Raw genomic sequence first — 21023 nt, forward strand, 5'->3', positions numbered from 1 at the left:
CAACACCCCTCATCCGTCTCGGCGCTTCGCGCCGATCCACCTTCTCCCACAAGGGGAGAAGGGAAGGGGCAGCGCTGACCTTTCCGATTGAATTGATTGAGCAAATCAGCGGTCACCGGCCTGACCAAGCGTCTGGCGCTCCACAAGCCTCTCGGCTTCCGCCATCACCTCCGGCGGCGTGACACTGTGACCGGGCCTGGCCAGCAGCGTCGATGAGAATGGTCCGCGCGGGCCGGTCAGGCCGGGCTCGGTAGCGAGGAATATCGCCACCGTCGGCAGGCCGAAAGCGCTGGCGAGATGGGTCAGGCCGGTGTCGGCGCCGATGACCAGCGTCGAGCCGCCGATGACAGCGGCGATCTCGGCTAGCGGCGACCTGGCGACCACCACGGTTTGCGAAACGGCGCCGGCGATCGCTTCGGCAGCCGCCTGTTCCCGATCGTTCGACCAGGTGGTGACCGGCGTCATCCCCTTGTCCACCAGCAGACGGGCGGTTTCGATCCAGTCCGCGACCGGCCATTTCTTGTCCTCGCGGCTGGTGCCATGCAGCAGGAAGGCGGTCTTTTCACCGACAAGAATGGATCTTCCGGCCGGCGGCGCGATGCCCGAGTCAAGCCGGGAAAAATCCGGCTCGTAGCCGAGCGCCAGCCCGAACAGCCGTCTCGTGCGCTCGATGGCATGCAGGCCGCGCGGCACGGGATACCGGTGGTCGTAGAACAAGATCGCCGACGGCTCGCGGGCGCTCGACCGATCGAAGCCGGCGATCGGGGCTGCCGCCAGCCGCGCCACCAGCGCCGATTTCAGCAAGCCTTGCGCATCGAGAACGAGGTCGTAGCGGCAATCGCGCAAGGCGCGGCGCAAGCCGACCACTTCCCGCCATGTGCCGGGCTCGAGCAGCTTCCTGCGCCAGCGCCGGATCGCCACGCTGTGGATGGTCTGGATGGCTGGATGCAGCGCCACGATGCCGGCAAATGCCTCTTCGACACACCAGTCGAAGGAGATATCCGGCCGAGCGCGGCGCGCGTCCTCGATCGCCGGGAAGGTGTGGATGACATCGCCCATGGACGATGTCTTGACGATCAGCACTTTCATGCGGCGGCCGGCATTTCCAGCAGCCGCTCCGCCGCCGCCACGACGCGTTCGACCTCCAGCGTCTTCAGGCAGTTGAGATGACCGAGCGGGCAGATTTTTTTGTGGCAGGGCGAGCAGGACAGGCCGAGCCAGACCAGTTCGCGGCGCTCGGCGAGCGGCGGCGTGTTCTGCGGCGAGGTCGAGCCGTAGACGGCGACGACCGGCGTGCCGACGGCGGCGGCGACATGCATCAGCCCGCTGTCGTTGGAGACGGCAAGCCTCGCCGCGGCTATCAGGTCGATGGCATCCTCGAGCTGCGTCTGGCCGGCAAGATCGACGGCGCCCGTAGCCAGCGCGGCGATTTCAGCCGTCACCTCAGCGTCGTTCTTCGACCCGAACAGCGCGACGCCAAACCCTTTCGCCATCATCTCGCGGGCGAGGCCGGCATAGTGTTCGCTCGGCCAGCGCTTGGCCGGACCGAATTCGGCGCCGGGCATGAGTGCCACGAATTTCCCCGCCGTCAGCCCGAAACGGCCGAACAATGCCGCCTGGTTGGCTTGATCGACGGCAAGCTTCGGCGCCCGGAAGGCGCCACCCCGGGCAAGGCTGAAATAGGCCTGCGCGGTGCGCCGTTTCAGGCGATCGGGCAACGGCACGATGTCGGTCAGCAGCCCGTAACGCATTTCCTTGAGATGGCCGACACGGCGCGGAATGCCGGCAAAGAACGGGATCAGCGCCGATTTCCAGCTTCCCGGCAGGACAAAGGCCATGTCGTAGCGGCCGCGCAGCAGGCGGCCGAAGCGCCTTCGGATGCGGAATTCGAACGCGCCGGATTGCAGCGGCAGGTCGATCTGCTGGCGGATTTCGGGCATGCGCTTGACCAGCGGTGCTGCCCAGGCCGGCGCCAGCACGTCGATGGCGGCATCCGGATGAAGCTCCCTCAGCGCCTGGAACAGGCACTGCGCCATCACCATGTCGCCCACCCAGCGTGGGCCGATCACGAGGATCGTTGGGCTTTCAGCCATTCGACATAGTCTCTGACGCCGGTTTCCACTGTGCGGAACTGGCCATTGTAACCGGCTGCGCGCAGGCGGGACATATCAGCTTGCGTAAAGCTCTGGTAGCTGCCCTTGAGGTGGTCGGGAAACTCGATGAATTCGATCTGGCCCTTGCCGAGCGTATCGATCACCGTTTCGGCAATGGCGCGGAACGGCTGGGCCTTGCCTGTGCCGCAGTTGAAGATGCCGCTCGAGCCGCGTTTCCACAGCCACAGATTGACGTCGGCGACATCGCCGACATGGATGAGGTCGCGGCTCTGTTCGCCGGGCCCGAAACCACCATAGGCGCCGAACAGCTTGGGGTTCTGGCCTTGCTCGACCTGATTGAACAGATGGAAGGCGACCGAGGCCATGGCGCCCTTATGCGCCTCGCGCGGTCCATAGACGTTGAAATAACGCAGGCCCGCCACCGGCGAGTGATCGGTATCGAAAACGGTGCGGCGGACATAGTCGTCGAACAGTTTTTTCGAATAGGCATAGACGTTCAGCGGCCGTTCGCATTGCGGCTCCTCGCGGAACTCGGCGCCGCTGCCATAGACCGAAGCGGACGAGGCATAGAGGAAGGGCAAGCGCAGGGCCAGGCAGGCGTGCAGCAGGCGCTTCGAATAGGCGTAGTTGACCTCCATCATGAACTTGCCGTTCCATTCGGTGGTGGTCGAGCAGGCGCCCTGGTGGAAGACGGCCTCGATGCGGCCGAGGTCCCCGGCCTCCATCCGCGCCAGAAAATCGTCCTTGTCGAGATAGTCGGCGATCTCGAGATCGGCGAGGTTGGCGATCTTGTGGCCGTCGGTGAGGTCGTCGACAACGAGGATGTCGCTGAAACCGTCGGCGTTGAGCGCGGCGACGATGTTGGAACCGATCATGCCGGCGCCGCCCGTGACGATGATCATGAAAGCCTCTGGTACCTTGTGCCGGTTGTAGCCCTTGTGGGATTCTGGCCTTATAGGGGAGGCGGGCCGGGCTGTCGACAAAGCAGGTGGCGGGGCGGCCGGATGAGCGCCATAGTGGCGCCGCAAACGTCACGTTTCAGTCGGCCTGCCGGCCGACCGGCGACAGGAGCAAGGTAATGCCGTCAACCGAACTGCTTGTCGCCTTTTTCGCCACCACGGCGATCTTCGCCTATATCCCCGGCCCGGCTATGCTCTATGCCGCCGCGCAAACCATGGCGCGCGGCCGCTGGTCCGGGCTGATGGCGGCGCTCGGCATCCATCTTGGCGGCTACGCACACGTCTTCGCCGCCGCTGTCGGCCTGTCGGTGCTTTTCCATTCCGTGCCGGTGCTTTACATGGCCGTCAAGCTGGTCGGTGCGCTGTATCTGATCTGGCTCGGTGTTTCGCTGTTTCGCGCCAAGGCGCAAGGCGACGTTGTCTTGCCGGGAATTCAGCCGAAATCCGCCCGCCGCGCCTTTTTCGAGAGCATTGCCGTCGAGGTGCTCAACCCAAAAACGGCGATTTTCTTCATGGCGTTCCTGCCGCAATTCATCGATGCCTCGGCAGCGTTTCCGGTCTGGCTGCAGTTCGTCGTGCTTGGAACAATCGTCAATTTGATGTTCTCGTCGGCCGACATTGTTTGCGTGGTGCTGGCCGGCGCGGTGATCGCCAGGCTGCGGCAGTCGAGCCGGGCGCAGCGCCTGATGCGGCGCGCCGGCGGTGCGGTGCTTGTCGGACTGGGCGTGCATGTCGCGTTGCAGAAAAGCTGACGCATTGTCTCGCCGCCGCGATCGGTCGAAGGCCCGCCGTTGCGTCGGCTGAAATTGCGGTATATCGGCATCGCCATGAACGGCCGGCCCTGCCAATCGAATTTCCCGTCACTGAAAATCGGCCCTCCCGCGCGTTGACATGATCAAGCTGCCCTCTCCCGAACCTCTTCACCGCGCCATCTCGCGCTTCGGCGGCGCCACCGTGCTGGTGGTCGGCGATTTCATCCTCGACCGTTTCGTCAACGGCGTGATCGAGCGCATTTCGCCGGAGGCGCCGATCCCCGTGCTGCACGGGCGCGGCGAAACGCTGGCGATGGGCGGCGCCGGTAATGTCGTCGCCAACATCGTTTCGCTCGGCGCTGCCGTCATACCGGTCTCGGTGATCGGCGCTGACAAGGCCGGCAAGAACCTCATGCGCATGCTCGGCGAATTTGGCGTCGACACCGGCGGGCTGGCGCAGGATGCCGATCGCATGACGTCGTCCAAAAGCCGATTCAGCGCGCTCAACCAGCAGGTGCTGCGTTTCGACGAAGAGGAAATCAAGCCGCTGGGCGATGCCGAGCGCGCGACATTGGTCGGGCATTTTCGCGAAGCGCTGGCGCGCGCCGACATCGTCATCCTGTCCGACTATGGCAAGGGCGTGCTGCTCGACGGCGCCGCCGGCGAGCTGATCTCGATCTGTCGGGAAGCGGGCAAGCCGGTGCTGGTCGACCCGAAGGGCCGCGACTATGCGCGTTATGCCGGCGCGACGGCAATCACGCCCAACCGCAAGGAACTCGGCGAGGCGGTCGGCCGCGCAGTGTTTGCCGACGACGAAATCGAGGCGGCGGCGCGCCAGCTGATTTCGGCGCACGGTTTCGATTTCGTCGTCGCGACGCGCAGCGAAAAGGGCATGAGCGTCATCGGTGCGGACGACGCCCGCCATATCGCCACGCAGGCGCGCGAAGTGTTCGACGTTTCGGGCGCCGGCGACACGGTGATCGCGACGTTTGCACTGGGACTTGCAGCAGGCGCCGACCGCGTCATGGCCGGATCGATCGCCAACGCCGCCGGCGGCGTTGTCGTCGGCAAGCGCGGCACGGCGCGGCTGACGATCGAGGAACTCACCGGTGCGCTGTTTCGCTCGCATGGTCCGGTCGCCCACTTGGATGCGATCCTCGATGCCGCCGCCGCCGCGCGGCTGGTGGCGGGCTGGAAAGACGAGGGCTTGAGCGTCGGCTTCACCAATGGCTGTTTCGATATCCTGCATGCCGGCCATGTCAGCCTGTTGCATGCGGCCCGCAGCCAGTGCGATCGGCTGGTGCTCGGCCTCAACAGCGATGCCTCGGTGCGCCGGCTGAAAGGGCCGGGGCGCCCGGTCAACGACCAGCATGACCGGGCCTGCGTGCTGGCAGCACTTGCCTCGGTCGACGCCGTCGTCATCTTCGAGGAGGATACGCCGCTTTCGCTGATCGAGGCGCTGAGCCCCGACATACTGGTCAAGGGTGCCGACTATACGGTCGATCAGGTGGTTGGCGCCGATGTCGTGCAGAAGGCCGGCGGGCGCGTCGTGCTGGTCGACCTCGTCGCCGGCAAGAGCACGACCGGCACTATCGGCAGGTTGCGCGCCGGGAACTGAGGGTTTCATGTCCGAACTGAACGATTACCTGGCCCGCTCGGCGGCCGCGATTTCGGCGATGGTCGAGCGCGACCTGACCAGCGAGATGGAGCGGGCGGTCAGCGCCGTCGTCGCCGCGCTTTCGCAGGGCAAGGCGCTGCTGATAGCAGGCAATGGCGGTTCGGCCAGCGACGCCATCCATATCGCCGGCGAGCTGGTCGGCCGCTTCCTCAGGGAGCGCAAGGCCTACAACGTCATCGCGCTGCCGGCCAACGCGGCGGTGCTGACCGCCTGGGGCAATGATTACGGCTTCGACACGGTGTTTGCGCGCCAGGTCGAGGCGCATGGTTCGGCGGGCGCCGTGCTGCTCGCCATCTCGACCAGCGGCAATTCGCCAAGCATCCTCGCCGCCGCCCAACAGGCGCGCATGATGGGCATGACGGTGGTCAGCCTGACCGGCGACACCGGCGGCAAGCTGAAGCCGCTCTCCGACATCCTGCTCAACGTACCCTCGACCTCGACGCCGATCATCCAGCAGGGGCATTTGTGCCTCTACCACCATTTGTGCGAAATGGTCGAAACGCGCCTCTGCGAGGTGGGGTGATCCTCGAACTCTCAGGACCTGGGTTCCTCGCCCTCCGCGAAGCGGGGGAGAGGTGGCCGCGAAGCGGCCGGAGAGGGGGCTTCGTAGAGCGCGGTTCCCCTCTCCGTCTCGGCTTCGCCGAGCCATCTCTCCCCACTTTCGTGGGGCGAGGAACCCAAGCTGGAATGAAGCCAATCTTCAACGCTGAAGGCAATTATGTTCTTGCTTTGTGCCGGCAGCTATGCTACTAATTTGGGTATGGTGATGATTTCCACCGACGATCCCGCCCGCCGAGGCGGGTTTTTTGTCTCCGGGTTTTTGTTTCGCAGCCGCTTTGCCTGCTCTCTTAAGCCGAAAACGCCACCAGCCCTTCGTCTTTGACCCGGCGGATGGTCAGCGCGGTTCGCACCGTATCGACATTGGGGGCCGAGGCCAGTTCCTCGATGACGAAGGTCTGGAAGGTGCCGAGATCGCTCGCCACGCAATGTAGCAGGAAATCGGACTCACCCGACACCATCCAGGCGTCGCGCACGATCGGCCAGCCGCGGGTGCGCTCGGCGAAGGTCTTGAGTTCGGCGTCGGCCTGGTGATGCAGGCCGATCAGACAGAAGGCGACGACGTCGAGGCCGAGCGCCGGAGCGTTGAGCAAAGCGCGGTAGCCGCGGATGATGCCGGCCTCTTCCAGCCGCCTGACGCGGCGCAGGCACGGCGGCGCCGAAATGCCGACGCGGCTCGACAGTTCGACATTGGTCATGCGTCCGTCCTGCTGAAGCTCGCGCAGGATCTTCCAGTCGATGGCATCGAGATCGGCCTTGATCGGCATGGTGGCTTCCGTGGTGACGCGAAAGAATCTTTCGCGACTTTGTAATTAAACGACTTTGCTGTCTATTCCATCCGCTGGATCGAGGATTTTCGCATCATCTTGCTGCGGGTTGCTTGTCGCCGTCGCCGGCGCCGAAGCTTTCCGGGGACGAACGGCAACTTGCCTTGCTGGCGTCGCAGGCAACACTTACATTACGCGCAACAATCGACGAGAGTTCATGCCACAATCCATGGCTGCTCCCCGCAGAGGCTTTTCATGATCACCAAGCACGCGCCTGTTCTCATCATCGGCTCCGGCCCTGCCGGCTATACGGCGGCGATCTATGCCGCCCGCGCCATGCTCAAGCCGATGCTGGTCGCCGGCCTGCAGCAGGGCGGGCAACTGATGATCACCACCGATGTCGAAAACTATCCCGGCTTCGCCGAACCGATCCAGGGTCCATGGCTGATGAGCGAGATGCTCAGGCAGGCCGAGCATGTCGGCACCGACATCGTCAACGACATCATCACCGAGGTCGACCTCAACGTGCGGCCGTTCCGCGCCAAGGGCGATTCCGGCACGATCTATACCGCCGACGCGCTGATCATCGCCACCGGCGCGCAGGCCAAATGGCTGGGCATCCCGAGCGAACGGACCTTCATGGGATTTGGCGTTTCGGCCTGCGCCACCTGCGACGGCTTCTTCTACCGCGGCAAGGACGTCGCGGTGATCGGCGGCGGCAATTCGGCGGTGGAGGAAGCGCTCTATCTCTCCAACCTGGCCAAGAGCGTCACCGTCATCCACAGGCGCAGCGATTTCCGCGCCGAGCGCATCCTGCGCGAGCGGCTGCTGCGGAAAGACAATGTCCGCATCATCTGGGACACGGTGGTCGACGAGATCACCGGCAGGCCCGGCAAGGCGCCGCTGCCGCCGTCGGTCGAAGGGCTGAAGCTGCGCAACGTGGTGACCGGGCAGGAGATGCATCTGGTGGTCGACGGCGTGTTCGTGGCGATCGGCCACGCGCCGGCGGTCGAGCTGTTTGCCGGCAAGCTGAAGCAGAAGCCGAACGGCTATCTGTGGACGGCGCCGGATTCGACCCGCACCGATATGCCGGGTGTGTTCGCCGCCGGCGACGTGACCGACGACATCTACCGCCAGGCGGTGACGGCGGCCGGTCTCGGCTGCATGGCCGCGCTCGAGGCGGAAAAATATCTGGCGGGGATCGAGGTTCACCGCGAAGCGGCGGAGTGATTGTTCGATAAGCAGCTGAGAAAAGCCGCGCAAAAGCCTGATTTTTCATTCAGACGCCGAAAACAGGCGGACGCCAGAAAACAGGACGAGGGGAAATCATGGCGTTGGATTGGGACAAGCTACGCGTGTTTCACGCCGCGGCGGAAGCGGGGTCGTTCACCCATGCCGCGGAAACACTGCATTTGTCGCAATCGGCGATCTCGCGGCAGGTCAGCGCGCTCGAGCATGACGTCGGCGTGCCGCTGTTCAATCGCCATGCCCGCGGCCTGGTGCTGACCGAGCAGGGCGAGATGCTGTTCCGCACGGCGCACGACGTGCTGATGAAGCTCGAAACCATCAAGTCGCGACTGACCGAAACCAAGGACCGGCCCTCCGGCGTGCTCAGGGTGACGACCACGGTCGGCCTCGGCGCCGGCTGGCTGACCGAGCGCGTGCAGGAATTCATCGAGCTCTATCCCGAGGTCAGCCTGCAGCTCATCCTGGCCAATGAGGAGCTAGATCTCACGATGCGCCAGGCCGACTGCGCCATCCGGCTGCGCCAGCCGCAGCAGCCGGACCTCATCCAGCGCCGCCTGTTCACCGTGCATTTCCATCTCTACGCGGCGCCATCCTATGTAAACAAATACGGCAAGCCGAATTCGATCGCCGAGCTGAAAACCCATCGCATCGTCACCTTCGGCGTGCCGGTGCCGGCGCATCTGTCGGAACTGAACTGGCTGGAGACGGTCGGCGATTTCGAAGGTGGGCAAAGGGTGCCGACGCTGCAGATCAACGACATATTGTCGATCAAGCGGGCGGTGCAGGGCGGCGCCGGCATCGCCATGCTGCCGGATTACGTGGTCAGCAAGGATTCCGGACTGGTGCAGTTGCTGCCCGAGACCGAAGTGCCGTCCTTCGATACCTATTTCGCCTATCCCGACGCGATGAAGAACCAGGCGAAGCTGCATGTCTTCCGCGATTTCATCATCGCCAAGGCGCGCAGCTGGTCGTTCTGATTTAATGCATGTCGCGCAAAAGTGCGCAGCGGTTTTGCGATAAGGACATGCATCAAACAAGAACCTAAAGCGCGTCGCATGAGGTCGGTCGAACGCAACGCGCTTTAGGAACGCGTATCCGCCAGCGTGCTGGCGCCGTAGCGCAAACCGTCGACCAGCAGGGCAACCATGCGCCGCGCCTGGGCAGGGCCGCCGCCATGTGCCGGCATGGCAAGGCTGGCGGCCGCCCCCAACAGGTCGCCCGGCTCGATATCGGCGCGCACCTCGCCGCCCGCCGCCGCCGCCTCCAGCAATGTTTGAAGCGCGGGCCGGAGCCGTTGGTTGAAATAGGCAGGCAAAGTGTCGAATGCCGGATTGCCTGAGTACAAGGCTGCCGCGAGGCCGCGTTTTGCCGTGATGAAATCCACATAGCGCTGCATCCACAGGGCCAGCGCTTCACCGGGCTCATGCTTTCCGGCCAGGATCGGCGCGGCGTCCGCACAGGCGTCGACCTCGTTGCGGAAGACGGCCACGATCAGGTCCGAGCGCTGTGGAAAATGGCGGTAGACGGTGCCGACGCCGACGCCAGCCTTTTCCGCGATCTCTCGCACCGGAGCCTCCACGCCGGAGGTCGCGAACACCGCCATGGCCGCCCGGAGCAACGCGTCGATGTTGCGCCGTGCGTCGGCGCGCACCTGGCGATCCGCGCGGTCGCGGGATGCCAGACCATCGCCTTGATCCGTTTTGCCGTTCGGCGTTTTTTCGCCCATCAAATTACCTCTTGCAAACGGAACCTTGTTCCGGATATATGTGGAACGTGGTTCCGTTTGACTTGTATCTAGCACGGCAAAGCGGTGTTGGCCACACATCGGTGCACAAAAGGAGATTACCATGCAGGACAAACCCGTCGCCCTGGTCACCGGGGCCAACAAGGGCATCGGTCTTCAGATCGCCAAGGACCTCGCGGCGAACGGCCTTACCGTGCTCGTAGGATCGCGCAGGCTCGAGCATGCCGAGGCAGCCGCAAATAGCATCGGAGAGGATGCCCACGCCCTGCAGCTCGACGTCACCGATCAGGCGTCGATCGCCGCCGCGGCAGAGCGCATCCGCATCGAACTCGGCCGCCTCGACGTGCTGGTGAACAATGCCGGCATCTCCCATGCGGGAAAGCCGGGCAGGCCGCTCGAGGAGATCATCAATTCGGGCCGCCCGAGCATTGCCTCCCTCGACGACGTACGCGCCGTATTCGAGACGAACGTGTTTGGCATCGTCGCCGTCACGCAAGCGATGCTGCGGCTCCTTCGTGAGGCGCCGGCGGCGCGTATCGTCAACGTATCGAGCGGCGCCGGCTCGCTGACATTGAACGCGGATCCGGCCTTTCCGTACCGCACGTCGTTTGGCGCCGTCTACAACCCGTCGAAGACGGCCGTCAACGCGATGACGCTCGCCTTCGCCATCGAGCTCGAGGAGACCGGCATCAAGGTCAACGCTGCGTGCCCGGGCTACACCGCGACGGAGCTCAACAACTTCGAAGGTCCGCGCACAGTCGAACAGGCCGCGCGGGAGCCCGTGCGCCTCGCGCTTCTCGACGCGAACGGTCCGACGGGCACGTTCTCGAACGAGGACGGCCCGCTGCCGTGGTGACGCAGCGTTGGAGCCTGCGTCAGCCGCGCCAAGGTGTCAGGCGGGGCAGCCAGCCTGGTACGGCACGGCGGTAGGCCTCGTATTCGTCACCGTAGCGGCGGGCAAGCGTCGGTTCCTCGTATAGTCTCACGAAGGAGATCATGGCGGCCGCGGCGATGACTAGATAGGCGGCGACCGTCCAGCTCGAAAACAGCAGTGCCTGGCCGAGGACGATCGACAGCACGGCGACGTACATCGGATTGCGGACATGGCGGTAGATGCCGCCGACGACCAGCCTCTCGGTCGGCGCGACCGGGGCGGGCGTACCCCGACCCTCCAGGGCAAACCGGGCAAAGGCGTGCAGCAGTATGGCTGTGCCGGCGACAACCAGCAGCCAGCCCACAGGAACGAAACCGGGCAGTCTCGACCAGGGCAGGCGATAGCGATCGGTCAGCAGCCAAGGCAACAGTCCGGCGACCACGCCGGGCGCTACAGCAAGAAAGATGACGCTGCCGGCGATCGCCGAAGTGGCTCGCATATAGCTCTCCTTACGGGCGCGGCCTTGAACGGTCTCCTGCAACGCGCTTCAGGTCTTGTCCGGCACGTAACCCAAGCCGCCGCACCTCAGGTCAAGCTCGATGGCGGGCTTTTGGGCGGCATGCACCAGCAAGGTCTGCCTGCCGAAAAAACAAACGCGTGCTGCACGATTCCACGTCATCCTGCGTTTTTCGACTTTCCGAGCAGGAATCGCTGCTGATTCGCGGCCGCGGATCGATTTTTGCCTTGCCGCAGGCTGTATTTCAGCGATTCAACTGGTCCTATTGCGCTTCGGGACGGATTAGACCACAGCCGGCGCCTTTTTGCATGTGAGTGTTGCAAAATAGATGCTTGTTTCTTGGGCATGAAGAGCACATATATGGATCATCTCCTGAGCGCGTTCTCCTCCCATTAGCGCTCTCGAGTGTTCCCCTCTGGAGGTTAGCCTTAACAGGCACTTCCAATCAAACTCAGCCGGGTCTTCATTGATCCGGCTTTTTTGTTGCCCGAAACCAACACATCGCCAGAAAATCGGCCGGAACGGTCGCGTAACAGTGACATGTAACCTCGGGTAACATGCCGCGGGCGCGCCAAATCGATTAAGCAGAGCATAGGACGCGGTGTGGCTCGTCCGGGGGATGGGGGCATCACTCGGACGACCCGGGCTCAGGCAGCTACCGCGTCCGAACCTTCCTCCGCCAAAACACCGGCGGCAAGCATGCGGCGGACCTGCCGTTTCGCCTCCCACGAAGACGGTCCGCAAGAAACGGCGCCCGGGGCATCCGGGCGCCGTTTCCTGTTGGGCCGCAAGGGCAGCTCAGGCGGCCTTGCCGTTGGCGTTCAGCGCTTCGTCGGCCAACCGGCCGGTGAGTTCGGCCATGTGGTCGAAGACGGCCCGGTAGCTGGCGACACCCGCAGTGGCCGAGCGCAGCTCGATGATGAGGTCGCCGATCTCAGCCTGCGGCATGGTCGCCTCGACCACGTCCCATCCCGGCCAGTCGGGCCGCGCGTCGTAGCCGAGGATCTGGCCGCGCCGCTGCGGGATCAGAGCGATGATCTTCGACGTCGCATCCGACGGCGTGACGATCTCGACCTTCATCACCGGCTCCAGCAGCACCGGCGAGCACGCGGCCATGCCTTCCTTCATCGCCAGCTTCGCCGCCATCTGGAAGGCCATGTCGGAGGAATCGACCGCATGGTAGGAGCCGTCGGAAAGGTTGACGGCAACATCGACGACCGGAAAGCCGAGCGGGCCCGATTTCAGGTAATCGCGCACGCCGGTCTCGACCGACTGGATGTAGGTCTTCGGCACGACGCCGCCGGTGATCGTATCGGTGAACTGGAAGCCTGAACCGCGCGGCAGCGGTTTGATCTCGAGCACCACATCGCCGAACTGGCCGTGGCCGCCCGACTGTTTCTTGTGGCGGCCGCGCTGCTGCGTCGCTTTGCGGATCGTCTCGCGATAGGGCACGGCCGGCACATGGCCTTCGACCGGGATCTGGTTCTTGCCTTCCAGCCGCTCGCGCACGACGCGCAGATGCATCTCGCCATGACCGGACAGCACGGTTTCGGCGGAATCCTGGTTGTGATGCAGGTTGAGCGAGGGATCTTCCTCGGCCAGGCGCTGGATGGCCGCCGACATCTTGACCTCGTCCTTACGCTCTTTCGGCCGCAGCGCGAAGGCGAAGACCGGTTGCGGCGGCGCCAGCGTGACCAGCGGCTTGATGCCGCCCTTGGTCGAGCTCAGTGTCTGGCCGGTCCTGACGGCGTCCAGCTTGCCGAGCGCCACAGTGTCGCCGGCCTTGGCCAAAGTCAGCTTGACCTGGTCCTTGCCGAGCATCTTGTAGATGCCGGAGACCTTTGCCGTCTCGCCGTTGGGAAGGAACAACTCGGCGGCGTCGGCGACCTGGCCGGACAGGATGCGCGAGACCGACAGCTTGCCGCCATGCGCGGTGTGGATGGTCTTCACCACCTGGACCACGGTGGCATTGCCATCGGGCGCGCCGAGACGCTGGCGCGTCGCCGCGATGTCCGGTGCGTCGTGGCGGATCGCCTTCAGCAGGCGCAGCACGCCATTGCCTTTCTCGGCGGTGCCGATCAGCACCGGCGTCACCGTGCCGTCGCGCAGATCTGCGGCGAGGTCGTCGAAGATCGCGTCCTTCGGCGGTTCGATCTCGTCCAGCAATTGCTCCATCAGGCGGTCGTCATGGTCGGCGAGCGTCTCCAGCATGGAAAAGCGCGCCTCGAGCTCGCGCGCCTTGTCGTCGCTCGGGATCTGGGCGACCTCGCTCTCGGCATATTCGCGGTAGATGTAGGCACGCTCCAGAGCGAGGTCGATCGAGCCGATGACGACGCCGTCCTTGCGCAGCGGGATCTGGCGCAGCAGCAATGGCACCGAGCTTGCCGGCTGCAGCATCTTCAGCGTGTCGCGCACACCTGCTATCGCCTTGTCGACCTTGTTCAGGAACAGCATGCGCGGCACGCCGAGCTCGTCGAGCTTGCGCATGATCAGCTGCAGGGCAGGGATCTTCTTCTCGTCGGCCTCGGCAACGACCACGGCGACGTCGCAGGCGGCCAGCACCGGCTCGGCTTCGAAGGAGAATTCGATCGAGCCGGGACAATCGACGAAGGTGAACGGCTCGCCCATGAAATCGGTGGTGGCGAAGGTCGCCTCGACGCTCATGCCGTGAGCGCGCGCCTCGGGCGAATGATCGGAAACGGTATTTCCGGACGAAACGGGATTCTGGCGGGGAATGGCGCCTGTACGGGCGAGTATGGCTTCGAGAAGTGTCGTCTTACCGCTTGCGAAGGGACCGACTATGGCAATGCATTTCGGTCCCGTGCGTCGTCCTCCGGCGCGAGTACCCATGGCTGACCTCCACTCAGGCGTTTCCCTGTGAGCGGCGGCCGGCCTGTCGGCCGTCGCGGGCGAGGCTTTTTTCAATTTGCCACCTACCCAAAGGGCATCGTCCCACGGGCAGGCCGGGAGGGCAAGGGATTTGAAGTTGAAGGGATTTGAAGTTGGGGCCGGTTCAGCCGGTGCCGGTCAGGCGCGACGCCAGCGGGGGTGCGTCCACGCGCTGCACCGCCACCGTCTCGGCAAAGCGCGCGAGCAACGGATTGAACAGGTCCGCGCGCTCCCAGAAAGGCGCATGCCCGGCGCCGGAGACGATGTGGCAATGCCCCCACAGCGAGCCGTAGGCGAGCGTCTCAAAATAGCCGAGCCGGACGAACGGATCGTTCTCGCCATTGACGATAGCGACCGGAAACGCGGCTTGCTCGACCACCTGTCTCTGGTCGGCACCCTTGCCGGTGAGCATGCCGCGCGTCACCGCGGCGCGCAGCCGGCCGTCGGTGCGCAGGATGGCTTGGCGAAAGGACGGATCGGCGGTGTCGCCGAAACACAGCGTCTCGAAGCGCTCGGCATCGCGTTCGGAATACGTCTTTTTGGACGCCAGCAGCATGTCCCAATGCGCGTGGAAGCCGCGCAGCATGCCGAAAGGACCCTTCGATACCGGCGGCGCGCCGGTCAGCATCAGCCCGCCGACGGCGCGGTGAAAACTCGCGAGTTCGATTGCCACGTGCCCGCCAAGCGACCAGCCGAAGACGACGGCGCGGCCGATGCCCAAGGCATCGAGGAGCTGGGCCGCCGATTGGGCAAGGCCGGCGATTGTGTAGTCCGTCGCCGGATCGCGGGCGTCCGACGATTCGCCATGGCCGGGCAGGTCGAAAGCAATCAACCGATGGGCAGCGGCCAACGGGCTGTCGAACTGGCGGGCGAATACGGCGCGCGAACTGCCTGAGCCGTGGATCAGGACAAGCGGGATGCCGGGTCCCGACGACTGGCTGAGGCGCAAATCCGCTTGCGGCGTGCGGATCGTGCGGTGGGAAACGGCCATATCTGGTTTGGACCTTGGGATTGTCTCCAGGTCAACATCGCATGCCGAGGTCACCATGTTGTTTAGAACGGTGGTTAAGAAATGATTTCTCGGCTTGCGCCGGGTATGATGAACGAATCCACCACAGCTAACCCCCGGAGCCTGATGATGGAATCCACACTCGACCTTCTCGTCTCGATCAGCAGCATCGCGACGCTCGGCCAATATGCCTGGTCGATGCGCGCGCATTTCCAGTCGCCGACCATGTCTCCAGGCGCGATGATCATTTCGGCCGTCGTGGTCGGCACGGCGCTGTTCTTTCTTGCGCTGCTGTGGATCGAGCGGCAGCCATTGGCGGCGAAGATCGGCGGGCTCGCCATCGAACTGGCAAGCTCGGCGCTGTTCTGGTGGGCGATCTCGGTCTCCCGCAAGGCGGGGCTGCGGTTCGCATTCGATCCCGACAATCCCGACAGCCTGGTGACCGAAGGCCCTTATCTCCATGTCCGGCATCCGTTCTACACGTCCTACATCATCTTCTGGGTCGGATGGGGTATCGCGACCTGGTCGGTCTGGGCGGTGGTGCCGGTCGCCGGCATCGTTACGATCTACGTGATCGCAGCCTTGGACGAAGAGCGAAAATTTTCGCGGACAAGGTTGGCCGATGCCTACGACGCTTACCGCACGCGGACCGGTCTGTTCTGGCCGCGTTTTGCCCGCAGCCGGCAGGAGATGCAGCCGGCATCGGACGAAAGTGGTAGGGTCTAAGACACTGGATTGATCGAGGACTTGCGACGATGAAGATTATTGCCTGCGGCAGCGTGCCGACGATTGTTGCGCCGGAAAAATACTTCACTGGCCGGGTTTTGCAGACGCCGATCATCGAGAAAGAGGCGCCGGCGCGGCTCAGAGCCACGCTGGTCAGCTTCGAGCCCGGCGCCCGCACCCACTGGCACACGCATCCGCTCGGCCAGACGCTCTATGTCACATCCGGTGCCGGTCTCGTGCAAAGCTGGGGCGGGCCGCTGCAGGAGATCAGGGCCGGCGACGTCATCTCCTTTGCGGCCGGCGAAAAGCACTGGCACGGCGCCGCGCCCAAATCGGCGATGACCCACATCGCCATGCAGGAGGCGATCGAGGGTGTGCATGTCGATTGGCTGGAGAAGGTGAACGACGAGCAGTATGGCGGCTGAAACGTCTCAGACCAGCGCGGCGGTAAAGCGCTGGATGCGGGTGCAGGCCTCTTCGAGCAGAGCCTCCGACGTGGCGTAGGAGATGCGGAAGTTCGGGCCGAGGCCAAAGGCCGAGCCGAAAACAACCGCCACGCCCTCGGCCTCGAGCAGTTCCGAACAGAAGGTTTCGTCGCTGTCGATCACCTTGCCGCTCTTGGTCTTCCTGCCGATCAGCTGGGCACAGGAGGGATAGACGTAGAACGCACCCTCCGGCGATGGGCAGGTGATGCCGCGCGCCTGGTTGAGCATCGAGACGACGAGATCGCGCCGGCCCTGGAAGATCGCCTTGTTCTTCGGGATGAAATCCTGCGGGCCGTTCAGCGCTTCGACCGCCGCCCATTGGGCGATGGTGCAGGCGCCGGAGGTCTGCTGGCCCTGGATCATGTCCATCGCCTTGATCAGCGGCACCGGGCCTGCCGCGTAGCCGATGCGCCAGCCGGTCATGGCATAGGCCTTCGACACGCCGTTCATCGTCAGCGTGCGCTCATAGAGCTTAGGCTCGACCTCGGCGATGGTCTTGAAGACGAAGTCGCCATAGGTCAGGTGCTCGTACATGTCGTCGGTCAGCACCCAGACATGGGGATGCTTCAACAGCACGTCGGCCAGGCTCTTGAGTTCCGCTTCGGTGTAGGCTGCGCCCGAAGGGTTGGACGGCGAGTTCATCAACAGCCATTTGGTGCGCGGCGTGATCGCCTTTTCCAGCACGGCCGCCGTCAGCTTGAAGCCGTTGTCGATGGAGGTGTCGGCAAAGGCCGAGGTGCCGCCGCAGATCGCCACCATTTCGGGATAACTGACCCAGTAGGGCCGCGGGATGATCACTTCGTCGCCGGGGTTCAGCGTCGCCATGAAGGCGTTGAACAGGATCTGCTTGCCGCCGGTGCCGACGATGGTCTGCTCCGGCCGGTAGTCGAGATTGTTCTCGCGCTTGAATTTTTTCGCGATCGCATCGCGCAGCGGCACGATGCCGGATACCGGCGGATACTTCGTCTCGCCTCGGCGGATGGCCTCGATCGCGGCGTTCTTGATGTTGTCGGGGGTGTCGAAGTCCGGTTCGCCGGCGCCCAGCCCGATCACGTCGCGGCCGGCGTTTTTCAGCTCGCGCGCCTTCTGCGTCACCGCGATGGTCGCGGAAGGCTTTACGCGGGAAAGGACGTCGGCAAGAAAGGCCATGACAGATATCTCCAGAAAGGACCGGCGGGCGAAGGCGCTGCGGCGCCTCTCATGTCGCATCATCTGGTCAAGCGCAAGCCCAGCGCAGGCATTGTCGAATGAGCCAGCGCGCAATGCTGGCAACAATAAATTCATCAACGATCGGTAAAAGCTTGAACGGCAGGACCGTAGCCGGTCCGCCAGTCTCGCATAGCGAGGAACCGTGACACGCAGCATCGGGCTTGCCCATATCATCCGCCATGATGACGGCACCGCCAGCGGTGTCTGGGGGGTCTATACGCTGCAAAGCGCGTTCCAGCCGATCTTCGCCTTCAACAAGGGCAAGCTTTCCGTCGTCGCGTTCGAGGGGCTGATCCGGCCGTTCCGCGAAGGCGAGCCGCAGCCGCCAATGAGTTTCTTCAACAGTTGTCCGGCGGTCGACCGCCTGCATATCGAGGCGCTGACACGGACGCTACACCTTCTGAACGCCGGCGCCTGCCTGCCGCGAGACGCCTCCATCTTCATTAATTTCGATCCATCGGTGTTCACCGACCGCAGCATCGCCGACAAGGCGCTGCGCGAAATGCGGCTGGTGCTGCACGAGGCCGACATCGATCCGCGCCGCGTCGTCTGCGAGGTCACCGAACAGAAATCGGCGTCGCAGGAAACGCTCTACAATTTCGTCGAGGCGCTCAGGGGCAATGGTTTGCGCATTGCCGTCGACGATTACGGCGCCGACGAATCCGACATCAATCGCATCAAGGAACTCAGGCCAGACATCGTCAAGTTCGACGCCGACTGGATCATGACGCTGATGGAGTCCGGTGCCGGCTTCGCCTTGCTGACCGCTATGGTGACCAGCTTCGAAGAGCAAGGCATCCGTACGGTATTCGAGGGCATCGAGACGGGCTGGCAGCTCGAGCTCGCTGAAAAGTCGGGCGCCTCGATGGTGCAAGGCTTCGTGCTGGCACGCCCGGAGCTTGCACCGACCAGCTTTCACGTCTTCGACAAGGCCGGGCAGGCATCAGCGGTGTCGCCCGATAAGGACAAAGTTCCCGCGGCCGTTTCGCCATCGCGGCGGCCGATGCGGGCCTTTGGCCGCAGGGTGGCATCGTGACCGGGCGGGCCGACATGCGGCGCAAGGTCGGCGAAGCGATCTTTGCCGACGAGGTCGGCATCGAATATGGCGTCTACGGCGCATTCCGGCTGAGGAGCGCCTACCAGCCGGTCTTCGCGCCGCGCGGCAGGTTTCTCGCCGCCGTCGCGGTCGAGGGACTGATCGAGCCGCACCGTGCAGGCAGGCCGGTGGCGCCGCAAATCTTCTTCGAAGGTGTGCCGGCAGCGGATCGGCTGTTTGTCGAAACCATGTGCCGGGTGCTGCATTTGCGCAACTTCCGCAACATCGGCGTCGACGGGCTCGACCTCTTCTTCAACTACAATCCGCTGATCAACGATGACCCCGCACGGGCGCTGGCCGAAATCAGGCTGATGACCAGGCATCTGACGGATTTCGGCCTGCATCCCGGCATGCTGGTCTGCGAGATTACCGAGCAGGCGGCCGGCGACAAGGTGCTTGTCAGCCTGGCGCGCGAGATGCGGCGCGACGGCGTCCGCATCGCCATCGACGATTTCGGCACCGGGCATTCGACCGAAGAAAGGGTAGCACTGGTGCAGCCCGACATCGTCAAGATCGACGGCACCTGGTTCGCAGAATTCTGCCGCCATGCCGCCGCCGAGCGGTTTTTCCGGCCGCTAGTTTCGACGCTGCACGACCGTGGCGCCAAGGTGCTGGTCGAAGGCGTCGAGAACGCCACGCATCTGCGCGTCGCGCTGGATGGCGGCGTCGACCTGCTGCAGGGCTTTTACCTTGCCCGGCCGGCGCTGGCCGGTACGCTGTTCGACGAGGAGCCGCTGTCGATCGACAGGCTGCTTGGCAGGGACAACAACGTCATCCCCCTATTCGGCTAGGATATGTCGAGATTCAAGTGATGCCGGCCTGCGAACGGCGGTTTCCTGCGCTTCCGGTGCTCACGTACCCAAAGTACGCTCCGCTCCGGTTCTCGGAACCCACCCTTCTCGGCTCGGCCTGACTTGAATCTCGATATATCCTGAAATGCATCAGCGGCGCTGATGGTTACGCCAAAACAAATCACTGGATGAAGCCGCCGCTGCCGCGATAGAGGCTGGATCAAGCCCTGAGACGGGTGGTTGCGAGCAAGGGGGAGCACCGATGATACTCTATGGAATGATCGACAGCGGCAATTGCTACAAGCCGCGCCTGTTGATGGCCAAGCTCGGCATCGCTTTCACCAATGTCGAGGTCAGCTCGCACACCGGCGACACGCGCAAGCCCGACTATGTCGCGAAAAACCCGAACGCCATGGTGCCGCTGCTCGAACTCGACGACGGCCGCCGGCTGGCCGAATCCAATGCCATCCTGCTCTATCTCGCCGAAGGCACGCGGTTTCTGCCGGCGGACAGATACGAACGCGCGCTGGCCTATCAGTGGCTGTTCTTCGAGCAATACAGCCATGAGCCTTATATCGCCGTGCGCAGGGCGCTGCTGACCTTCCCTGAAAGAGCCAAGGATGCGACGCCGGAGCGGCTGGCCCTGACGCTGGAGCGCGGCAACAAGGCGCTCGGCGTCATGGACAAGCACCTGGCCGGGAGCAGCTTCTTCGCCGGCAATGCGCTCAGCGTCGCCGACATCGCGCTCTATGCCTATACGCACACGGCCGAGACGGGCGGGTTTCAGCTCGACGCCTATCCGGCGGTTGCCGCCTGGCTGAAAAGGGTCGAGGCCGATCCGGGGCACGTGCCGCTGGAGTGGCTGCCTTAGTCACGCTTCTCGGCGCTTCGCGGCTCGCTCCGGAGGTCGGGCTTGCGGCCCTCGGCCGATGACGTGAATGGTCGCGCGGCTATTTCAGCAGGCGATCATATTCGGAATGGGTGCCTATCCAGAACCAGACCACGTCATCGTGGTCGCGAACAGCCACGGCGCGGTAGTTGATATCAACCCGCGCCGACCAGTAGCGCCCGACCTGTTTGAAATGCAACGACGGGTGGAACGGGTCAGAATTCAGTTTGGCGAAACGTCTGTTCGCCTTTGCTCTGATTAACGAGGGCAGTTTTGCGTAGGCCTCCCAAAACGAGGGAGTAGCAAAATGATTCACAGAGGCCGGGTCCGGCCGGCGCGATGATCAGCCAAGGCCTGCTCGGCAAGCTTGTCCAGCCTGCCGCCCTTGGCGTCGGCTTCGATCTGCCGGTCCCACATGTCGGCCTGCAGCGCCTCGAACCATGCGGCAAACGCTCTCAGCTCTTCGGGGCTTAGTTCGGCAACGGATTTCTCAATCTGTTCAAGCTTGCTCATGAATCAATAGTACCACATTGGGCCAAAAACACCACAAAGTGGGACTATAGGCCCAAGGCAGCGGTTCACTGGAATCCAGACAGCAAAAAGGCGGGACAAAATCCCGCCTTCCCATGCTTGGTAGCCTGATCGGGAGCGTTTTGGCCGGGCCGGCAGCAATCTGCTGCTTCGGCTTGTCGGGTCTTTCGCTCCGGCGCGCTTCTCG

Annotated in this window: 22 protein-coding genes; 11 read left to right on the top strand and 11 right to left on the bottom strand. The window is 64.0% G+C overall.

The annotated features are described in order from the left end of the window. Nucleotides 1–105: 105 nt before the first annotated feature. From waaC to rfaD, 3 genes are read right to left on the bottom strand one after another with little or no spacing between them, the layout of a single operon-like run. Nucleotides 106–1089, bottom strand: a complete 984-nt coding sequence (gene waaC / locus NKJ15_RS15720) for a lipopolysaccharide heptosyltransferase I (RefSeq protein WP_352816117.1) — start codon at nt 1087–1089, stop codon at nt 106–108. Further along, a complete protein-coding gene (gene waaF / locus NKJ15_RS15725) occupies nt 1086–2093 on the bottom strand; it encodes a lipopolysaccharide heptosyltransferase II (RefSeq protein WP_352469801.1) in 1008 nt (335 codons plus the stop codon). Before waaF ends, waaC begins: the two co-directional genes overlap by 4 nt. After that, complete coding sequence (gene rfaD, locus NKJ15_RS15730) at nt 2066–3016, bottom strand: ADP-glyceromanno-heptose 6-epimerase (RefSeq protein ID WP_352816119.1); 951 nt, start codon at nt 3014–3016, stop codon at nt 2066–2068. The genes waaF and rfaD overlap by 28 nt, the downstream gene beginning before the upstream one ends. A 176-nt stretch (nt 3017–3192) precedes the next feature. Between rfaD and NKJ15_RS15735 the strand changes: the two genes are divergently transcribed. The 3 genes from NKJ15_RS15735 to NKJ15_RS15745 all read left to right on the top strand — a co-directional run bounded on the left by NKJ15_RS15735 (nt 3193) and on the right by NKJ15_RS15745 (nt 6026). Continuing rightward, nucleotides 3193–3825, top strand: coding sequence for a LysE family translocator (locus NKJ15_RS15735; protein ID WP_352816121.1), 633 nt, complete (start codon nt 3193–3195; stop codon nt 3823–3825). Nucleotides 3826–3964: 139 nt separating this feature from the next. Continuing rightward, nucleotides 3965–5443: a D-glycero-beta-D-manno-heptose-7-phosphate kinase gene (gene rfaE1 / locus NKJ15_RS15740; RefSeq protein ID WP_352816123.1), complete on the top strand. Its 1479-nt coding sequence runs from the start codon at nt 3965–3967 to the stop codon at nt 5441–5443. A 7-nt stretch (nt 5444–5450) separates the two neighbouring features. Beyond that, nucleotides 5451–6026 (top strand): D-sedoheptulose-7-phosphate isomerase, encoded by a 576-nt coding sequence (locus NKJ15_RS15745; protein WP_352450434.1) that lies wholly within the window; start codon nt 5451–5453, stop codon nt 6024–6026. A 325-nt stretch (nt 6027–6351) separates the two neighbouring features. Here the strand turns inward: NKJ15_RS15745 and NKJ15_RS15750 are convergent, their stop codons facing one another. Continuing rightward, nucleotides 6352–6828: an Lrp/AsnC family transcriptional regulator gene (locus tag NKJ15_RS15750; RefSeq protein ID WP_023678347.1), complete on the bottom strand. Its 477-nt coding sequence runs from the start codon at nt 6826–6828 to the stop codon at nt 6352–6354. Nucleotides 6829–7083: 255 nt separating this feature from the next. Between NKJ15_RS15750 and trxB the strand changes: the two genes are divergently transcribed. Together trxB and NKJ15_RS15760 are read left to right on the top strand one after the other, a co-directional pair. Then, complete coding sequence (gene trxB, locus NKJ15_RS15755; protein WP_352816125.1) at nt 7084–8058, top strand: thioredoxin-disulfide reductase; 975 nt, start codon at nt 7084–7086, stop codon at nt 8056–8058. Between the two features lie 98 nt (nt 8059–8156). Continuing rightward, nucleotides 8157–9053: a LysR family transcriptional regulator gene (locus NKJ15_RS15760; protein ID WP_023678345.1), complete on the top strand. Its 897-nt coding sequence runs from the start codon at nt 8157–8159 to the stop codon at nt 9051–9053. A gap of 104 nt (nt 9054–9157) precedes the next feature. Here NKJ15_RS15760 and NKJ15_RS15765 read toward each other — a convergent pair whose 3' ends face one another. Further along, the gene (locus NKJ15_RS15765) at nt 9158–9802 is read right to left on the bottom strand and encodes a TetR/AcrR family transcriptional regulator (RefSeq protein ID WP_352816127.1); all 645 of its coding nucleotides are present in this window, start codon (nt 9800–9802) and stop codon (nt 9158–9160) included. A 121-nt stretch (nt 9803–9923) separates the two neighbouring features. On the opposite strand from NKJ15_RS15765, the gene NKJ15_RS15770 reads away from it, so the two are divergent. Then, nucleotides 9924–10676 carry an SDR family oxidoreductase gene (locus NKJ15_RS15770; protein ID WP_352469808.1) on the top strand — a complete coding sequence of 251 codons (753 nt, stop codon included), beginning with the start codon at nt 9924–9926 and terminating at the stop codon, nt 10674–10676. Nucleotides 10677–10695: 19 nt separating this feature from the next. Here NKJ15_RS15770 and NKJ15_RS15775 read toward each other — a convergent pair whose 3' ends face one another. From NKJ15_RS15775 to NKJ15_RS15785, 3 genes are all read right to left on the bottom strand, one after another. Then, nucleotides 10696–11193, bottom strand: coding sequence for a methyltransferase family protein (locus NKJ15_RS15775; protein WP_352541068.1), 498 nt, complete (start codon nt 11191–11193; stop codon nt 10696–10698). Nucleotides 11194–12009: 816 nt separating this feature from the next. After that, entirely contained in the window at nt 12010–14061 is a 2052-nt protein-coding gene (locus NKJ15_RS15780; RefSeq protein WP_352816129.1) for an elongation factor G, read from the bottom strand. A gap of 163 nt (nt 14062–14224) precedes the next feature. Further along, nucleotides 14225–15091 (bottom strand): alpha/beta fold hydrolase, encoded by an 867-nt coding sequence (locus NKJ15_RS15785; protein WP_352816131.1) that lies wholly within the window; start codon nt 15089–15091, stop codon nt 14225–14227. 144 nt (nt 15092–15235) lie between these two features. Between NKJ15_RS15785 and NKJ15_RS15790 the strand changes: the two genes are divergently transcribed. Together NKJ15_RS15790 and NKJ15_RS15795 are read left to right on the top strand one after the other, a co-directional pair. After that, on the top strand, nt 15236–15835 hold the full coding sequence (locus tag NKJ15_RS15790; RefSeq protein WP_352816133.1) for a methyltransferase family protein: 600 nt from the start codon (nt 15236–15238) through the stop codon (nt 15833–15835). 29 nt (nt 15836–15864) lie between these two features. After that, nucleotides 15865–16260, top strand: coding sequence for a (R)-mandelonitrile lyase (locus tag NKJ15_RS15795; RefSeq protein ID WP_352816135.1), 396 nt, complete (start codon nt 15865–15867; stop codon nt 16258–16260). Between the two features lie 6 nt (nt 16261–16266). Here NKJ15_RS15795 and NKJ15_RS15800 read toward each other — a convergent pair whose 3' ends face one another. After that, nucleotides 16267–17469 carry a pyridoxal phosphate-dependent aminotransferase gene (locus tag NKJ15_RS15800; protein ID WP_352705346.1) on the bottom strand — a complete coding sequence of 401 codons (1203 nt, stop codon included), beginning with the start codon at nt 17467–17469 and terminating at the stop codon, nt 16267–16269. A gap of 202 nt (nt 17470–17671) precedes the next feature. Here NKJ15_RS15800 and NKJ15_RS15805 point away from each other — a divergent pair, with 202 nt between their 5' ends. The 3 genes from NKJ15_RS15805 to NKJ15_RS15815 all read left to right on the top strand — a co-directional run bounded on the left by NKJ15_RS15805 (nt 17672) and on the right by NKJ15_RS15815 (nt 20287). Then, nucleotides 17672–18565: an EAL domain-containing protein gene (locus NKJ15_RS15805; RefSeq protein ID WP_352816137.1), complete on the top strand. Its 894-nt coding sequence runs from the start codon at nt 17672–17674 to the stop codon at nt 18563–18565. Then, entirely contained in the window at nt 18562–19416 is an 855-nt protein-coding gene (locus NKJ15_RS15810) for an EAL domain-containing protein (protein ID WP_352622192.1), read from the top strand. Before NKJ15_RS15805 ends, NKJ15_RS15810 begins: the two co-directional genes overlap by 4 nt. 262 nt (nt 19417–19678) lie before the next feature. Beyond that, entirely contained in the window at nt 19679–20287 is a 609-nt protein-coding gene (locus tag NKJ15_RS15815) for a glutathione S-transferase family protein (RefSeq protein ID WP_352646486.1), read from the top strand. Between the two features lie 79 nt (nt 20288–20366). Here NKJ15_RS15815 and NKJ15_RS15820 read toward each other — a convergent pair whose 3' ends face one another. Beyond that, a complete protein-coding gene (locus tag NKJ15_RS15820; RefSeq protein ID WP_352616729.1) occupies nt 20367–20621 on the bottom strand; it encodes a type II toxin-antitoxin system RelE family toxin in 255 nt (84 codons plus the stop codon). Then, nucleotides 20618–20818, bottom strand: coding sequence for a hypothetical protein (locus NKJ15_RS15825; RefSeq protein ID WP_352475039.1), 201 nt, complete (start codon nt 20816–20818; stop codon nt 20618–20620). Before NKJ15_RS15825 ends, NKJ15_RS15820 begins: the two co-directional genes overlap by 4 nt. Between the last annotated feature and the right edge of the window lie 205 nt (nt 20819–21023).

The sequence above is a fragment of the Mesorhizobium sp. M0207 genome (assembly GCF_040321995.1).
Lineage (GTDB): Bacteria > Pseudomonadota > Alphaproteobacteria > Rhizobiales > Rhizobiaceae > Mesorhizobium.

Coding starts and splice junctions, on each gene's coding strand:
- waaC (WP_352816117.1), bottom strand. CDS start 1,089: ATGAAAGTGCTGATCGTCAAGACATCGTCCATGGGCGATGTCATCCAC.
- waaF (WP_352469801.1), bottom strand. CDS start 2,093: ATGGCTGAAAGCCCAACGATCCTCGTGATCGGCCCACGCTGGGTGGGC.
- rfaD (WP_352816119.1), bottom strand. CDS start 3,016: ATGATCATCGTCACGGGCGGCGCCGGCATGATCGGTTCCAACATCGTC.
- NKJ15_RS15735 (WP_352816121.1), top strand. CDS start 3,193: ATGCCGTCAACCGAACTGCTTGTCGCCTTTTTCGCCACCACGGCGATC.
- rfaE1 (WP_352816123.1), top strand. CDS start 3,965: ATGATCAAGCTGCCCTCTCCCGAACCTCTTCACCGCGCCATCTCGCGC.
- NKJ15_RS15745 (WP_352450434.1), top strand. CDS start 5,451: ATGTCCGAACTGAACGATTACCTGGCCCGCTCGGCGGCCGCGATTTCG.
- NKJ15_RS15750 (WP_023678347.1), bottom strand. CDS start 6,828: ATGCCGATCAAGGCCGATCTCGATGCCATCGACTGGAAGATCCTGCGC.
- trxB (WP_352816125.1), top strand. CDS start 7,084: ATGATCACCAAGCACGCGCCTGTTCTCATCATCGGCTCCGGCCCTGCC.
- NKJ15_RS15760 (WP_023678345.1), top strand. CDS start 8,157: ATGGCGTTGGATTGGGACAAGCTACGCGTGTTTCACGCCGCGGCGGAA.
- NKJ15_RS15765 (WP_352816127.1), bottom strand. CDS start 9,802: ATGGGCGAAAAAACGCCGAACGGCAAAACGGATCAAGGCGATGGTCTG.
- NKJ15_RS15770 (WP_352469808.1), top strand. CDS start 9,924: ATGCAGGACAAACCCGTCGCCCTGGTCACCGGGGCCAACAAGGGCATC.
- NKJ15_RS15775 (WP_352541068.1), bottom strand. CDS start 11,193: ATGCGAGCCACTTCGGCGATCGCCGGCAGCGTCATCTTTCTTGCTGTA.
- NKJ15_RS15780 (WP_352816129.1), bottom strand. CDS start 14,061: ATGGGTACTCGCGCCGGAGGACGACGCACGGGACCGAAATGCATTGCC.
- NKJ15_RS15785 (WP_352816131.1), bottom strand. CDS start 15,091: ATGGCCGTTTCCCACCGCACGATCCGCACGCCGCAAGCGGATTTGCGC.
- NKJ15_RS15790 (WP_352816133.1), top strand. CDS start 15,236: ATGATGGAATCCACACTCGACCTTCTCGTCTCGATCAGCAGCATCGCG.
- NKJ15_RS15795 (WP_352816135.1), top strand. CDS start 15,865: ATGAAGATTATTGCCTGCGGCAGCGTGCCGACGATTGTTGCGCCGGAA.
- NKJ15_RS15800 (WP_352705346.1), bottom strand. CDS start 17,469: ATGGCCTTTCTTGCCGACGTCCTTTCCCGCGTAAAGCCTTCCGCGACC.
- NKJ15_RS15815 (WP_352646486.1), top strand. CDS start 19,679: ATGATACTCTATGGAATGATCGACAGCGGCAATTGCTACAAGCCGCGC.
- NKJ15_RS15825 (WP_352475039.1), bottom strand. CDS start 20,818: ATGAGCAAGCTTGAACAGATTGAGAAATCCGTTGCCGAACTAAGCCCC.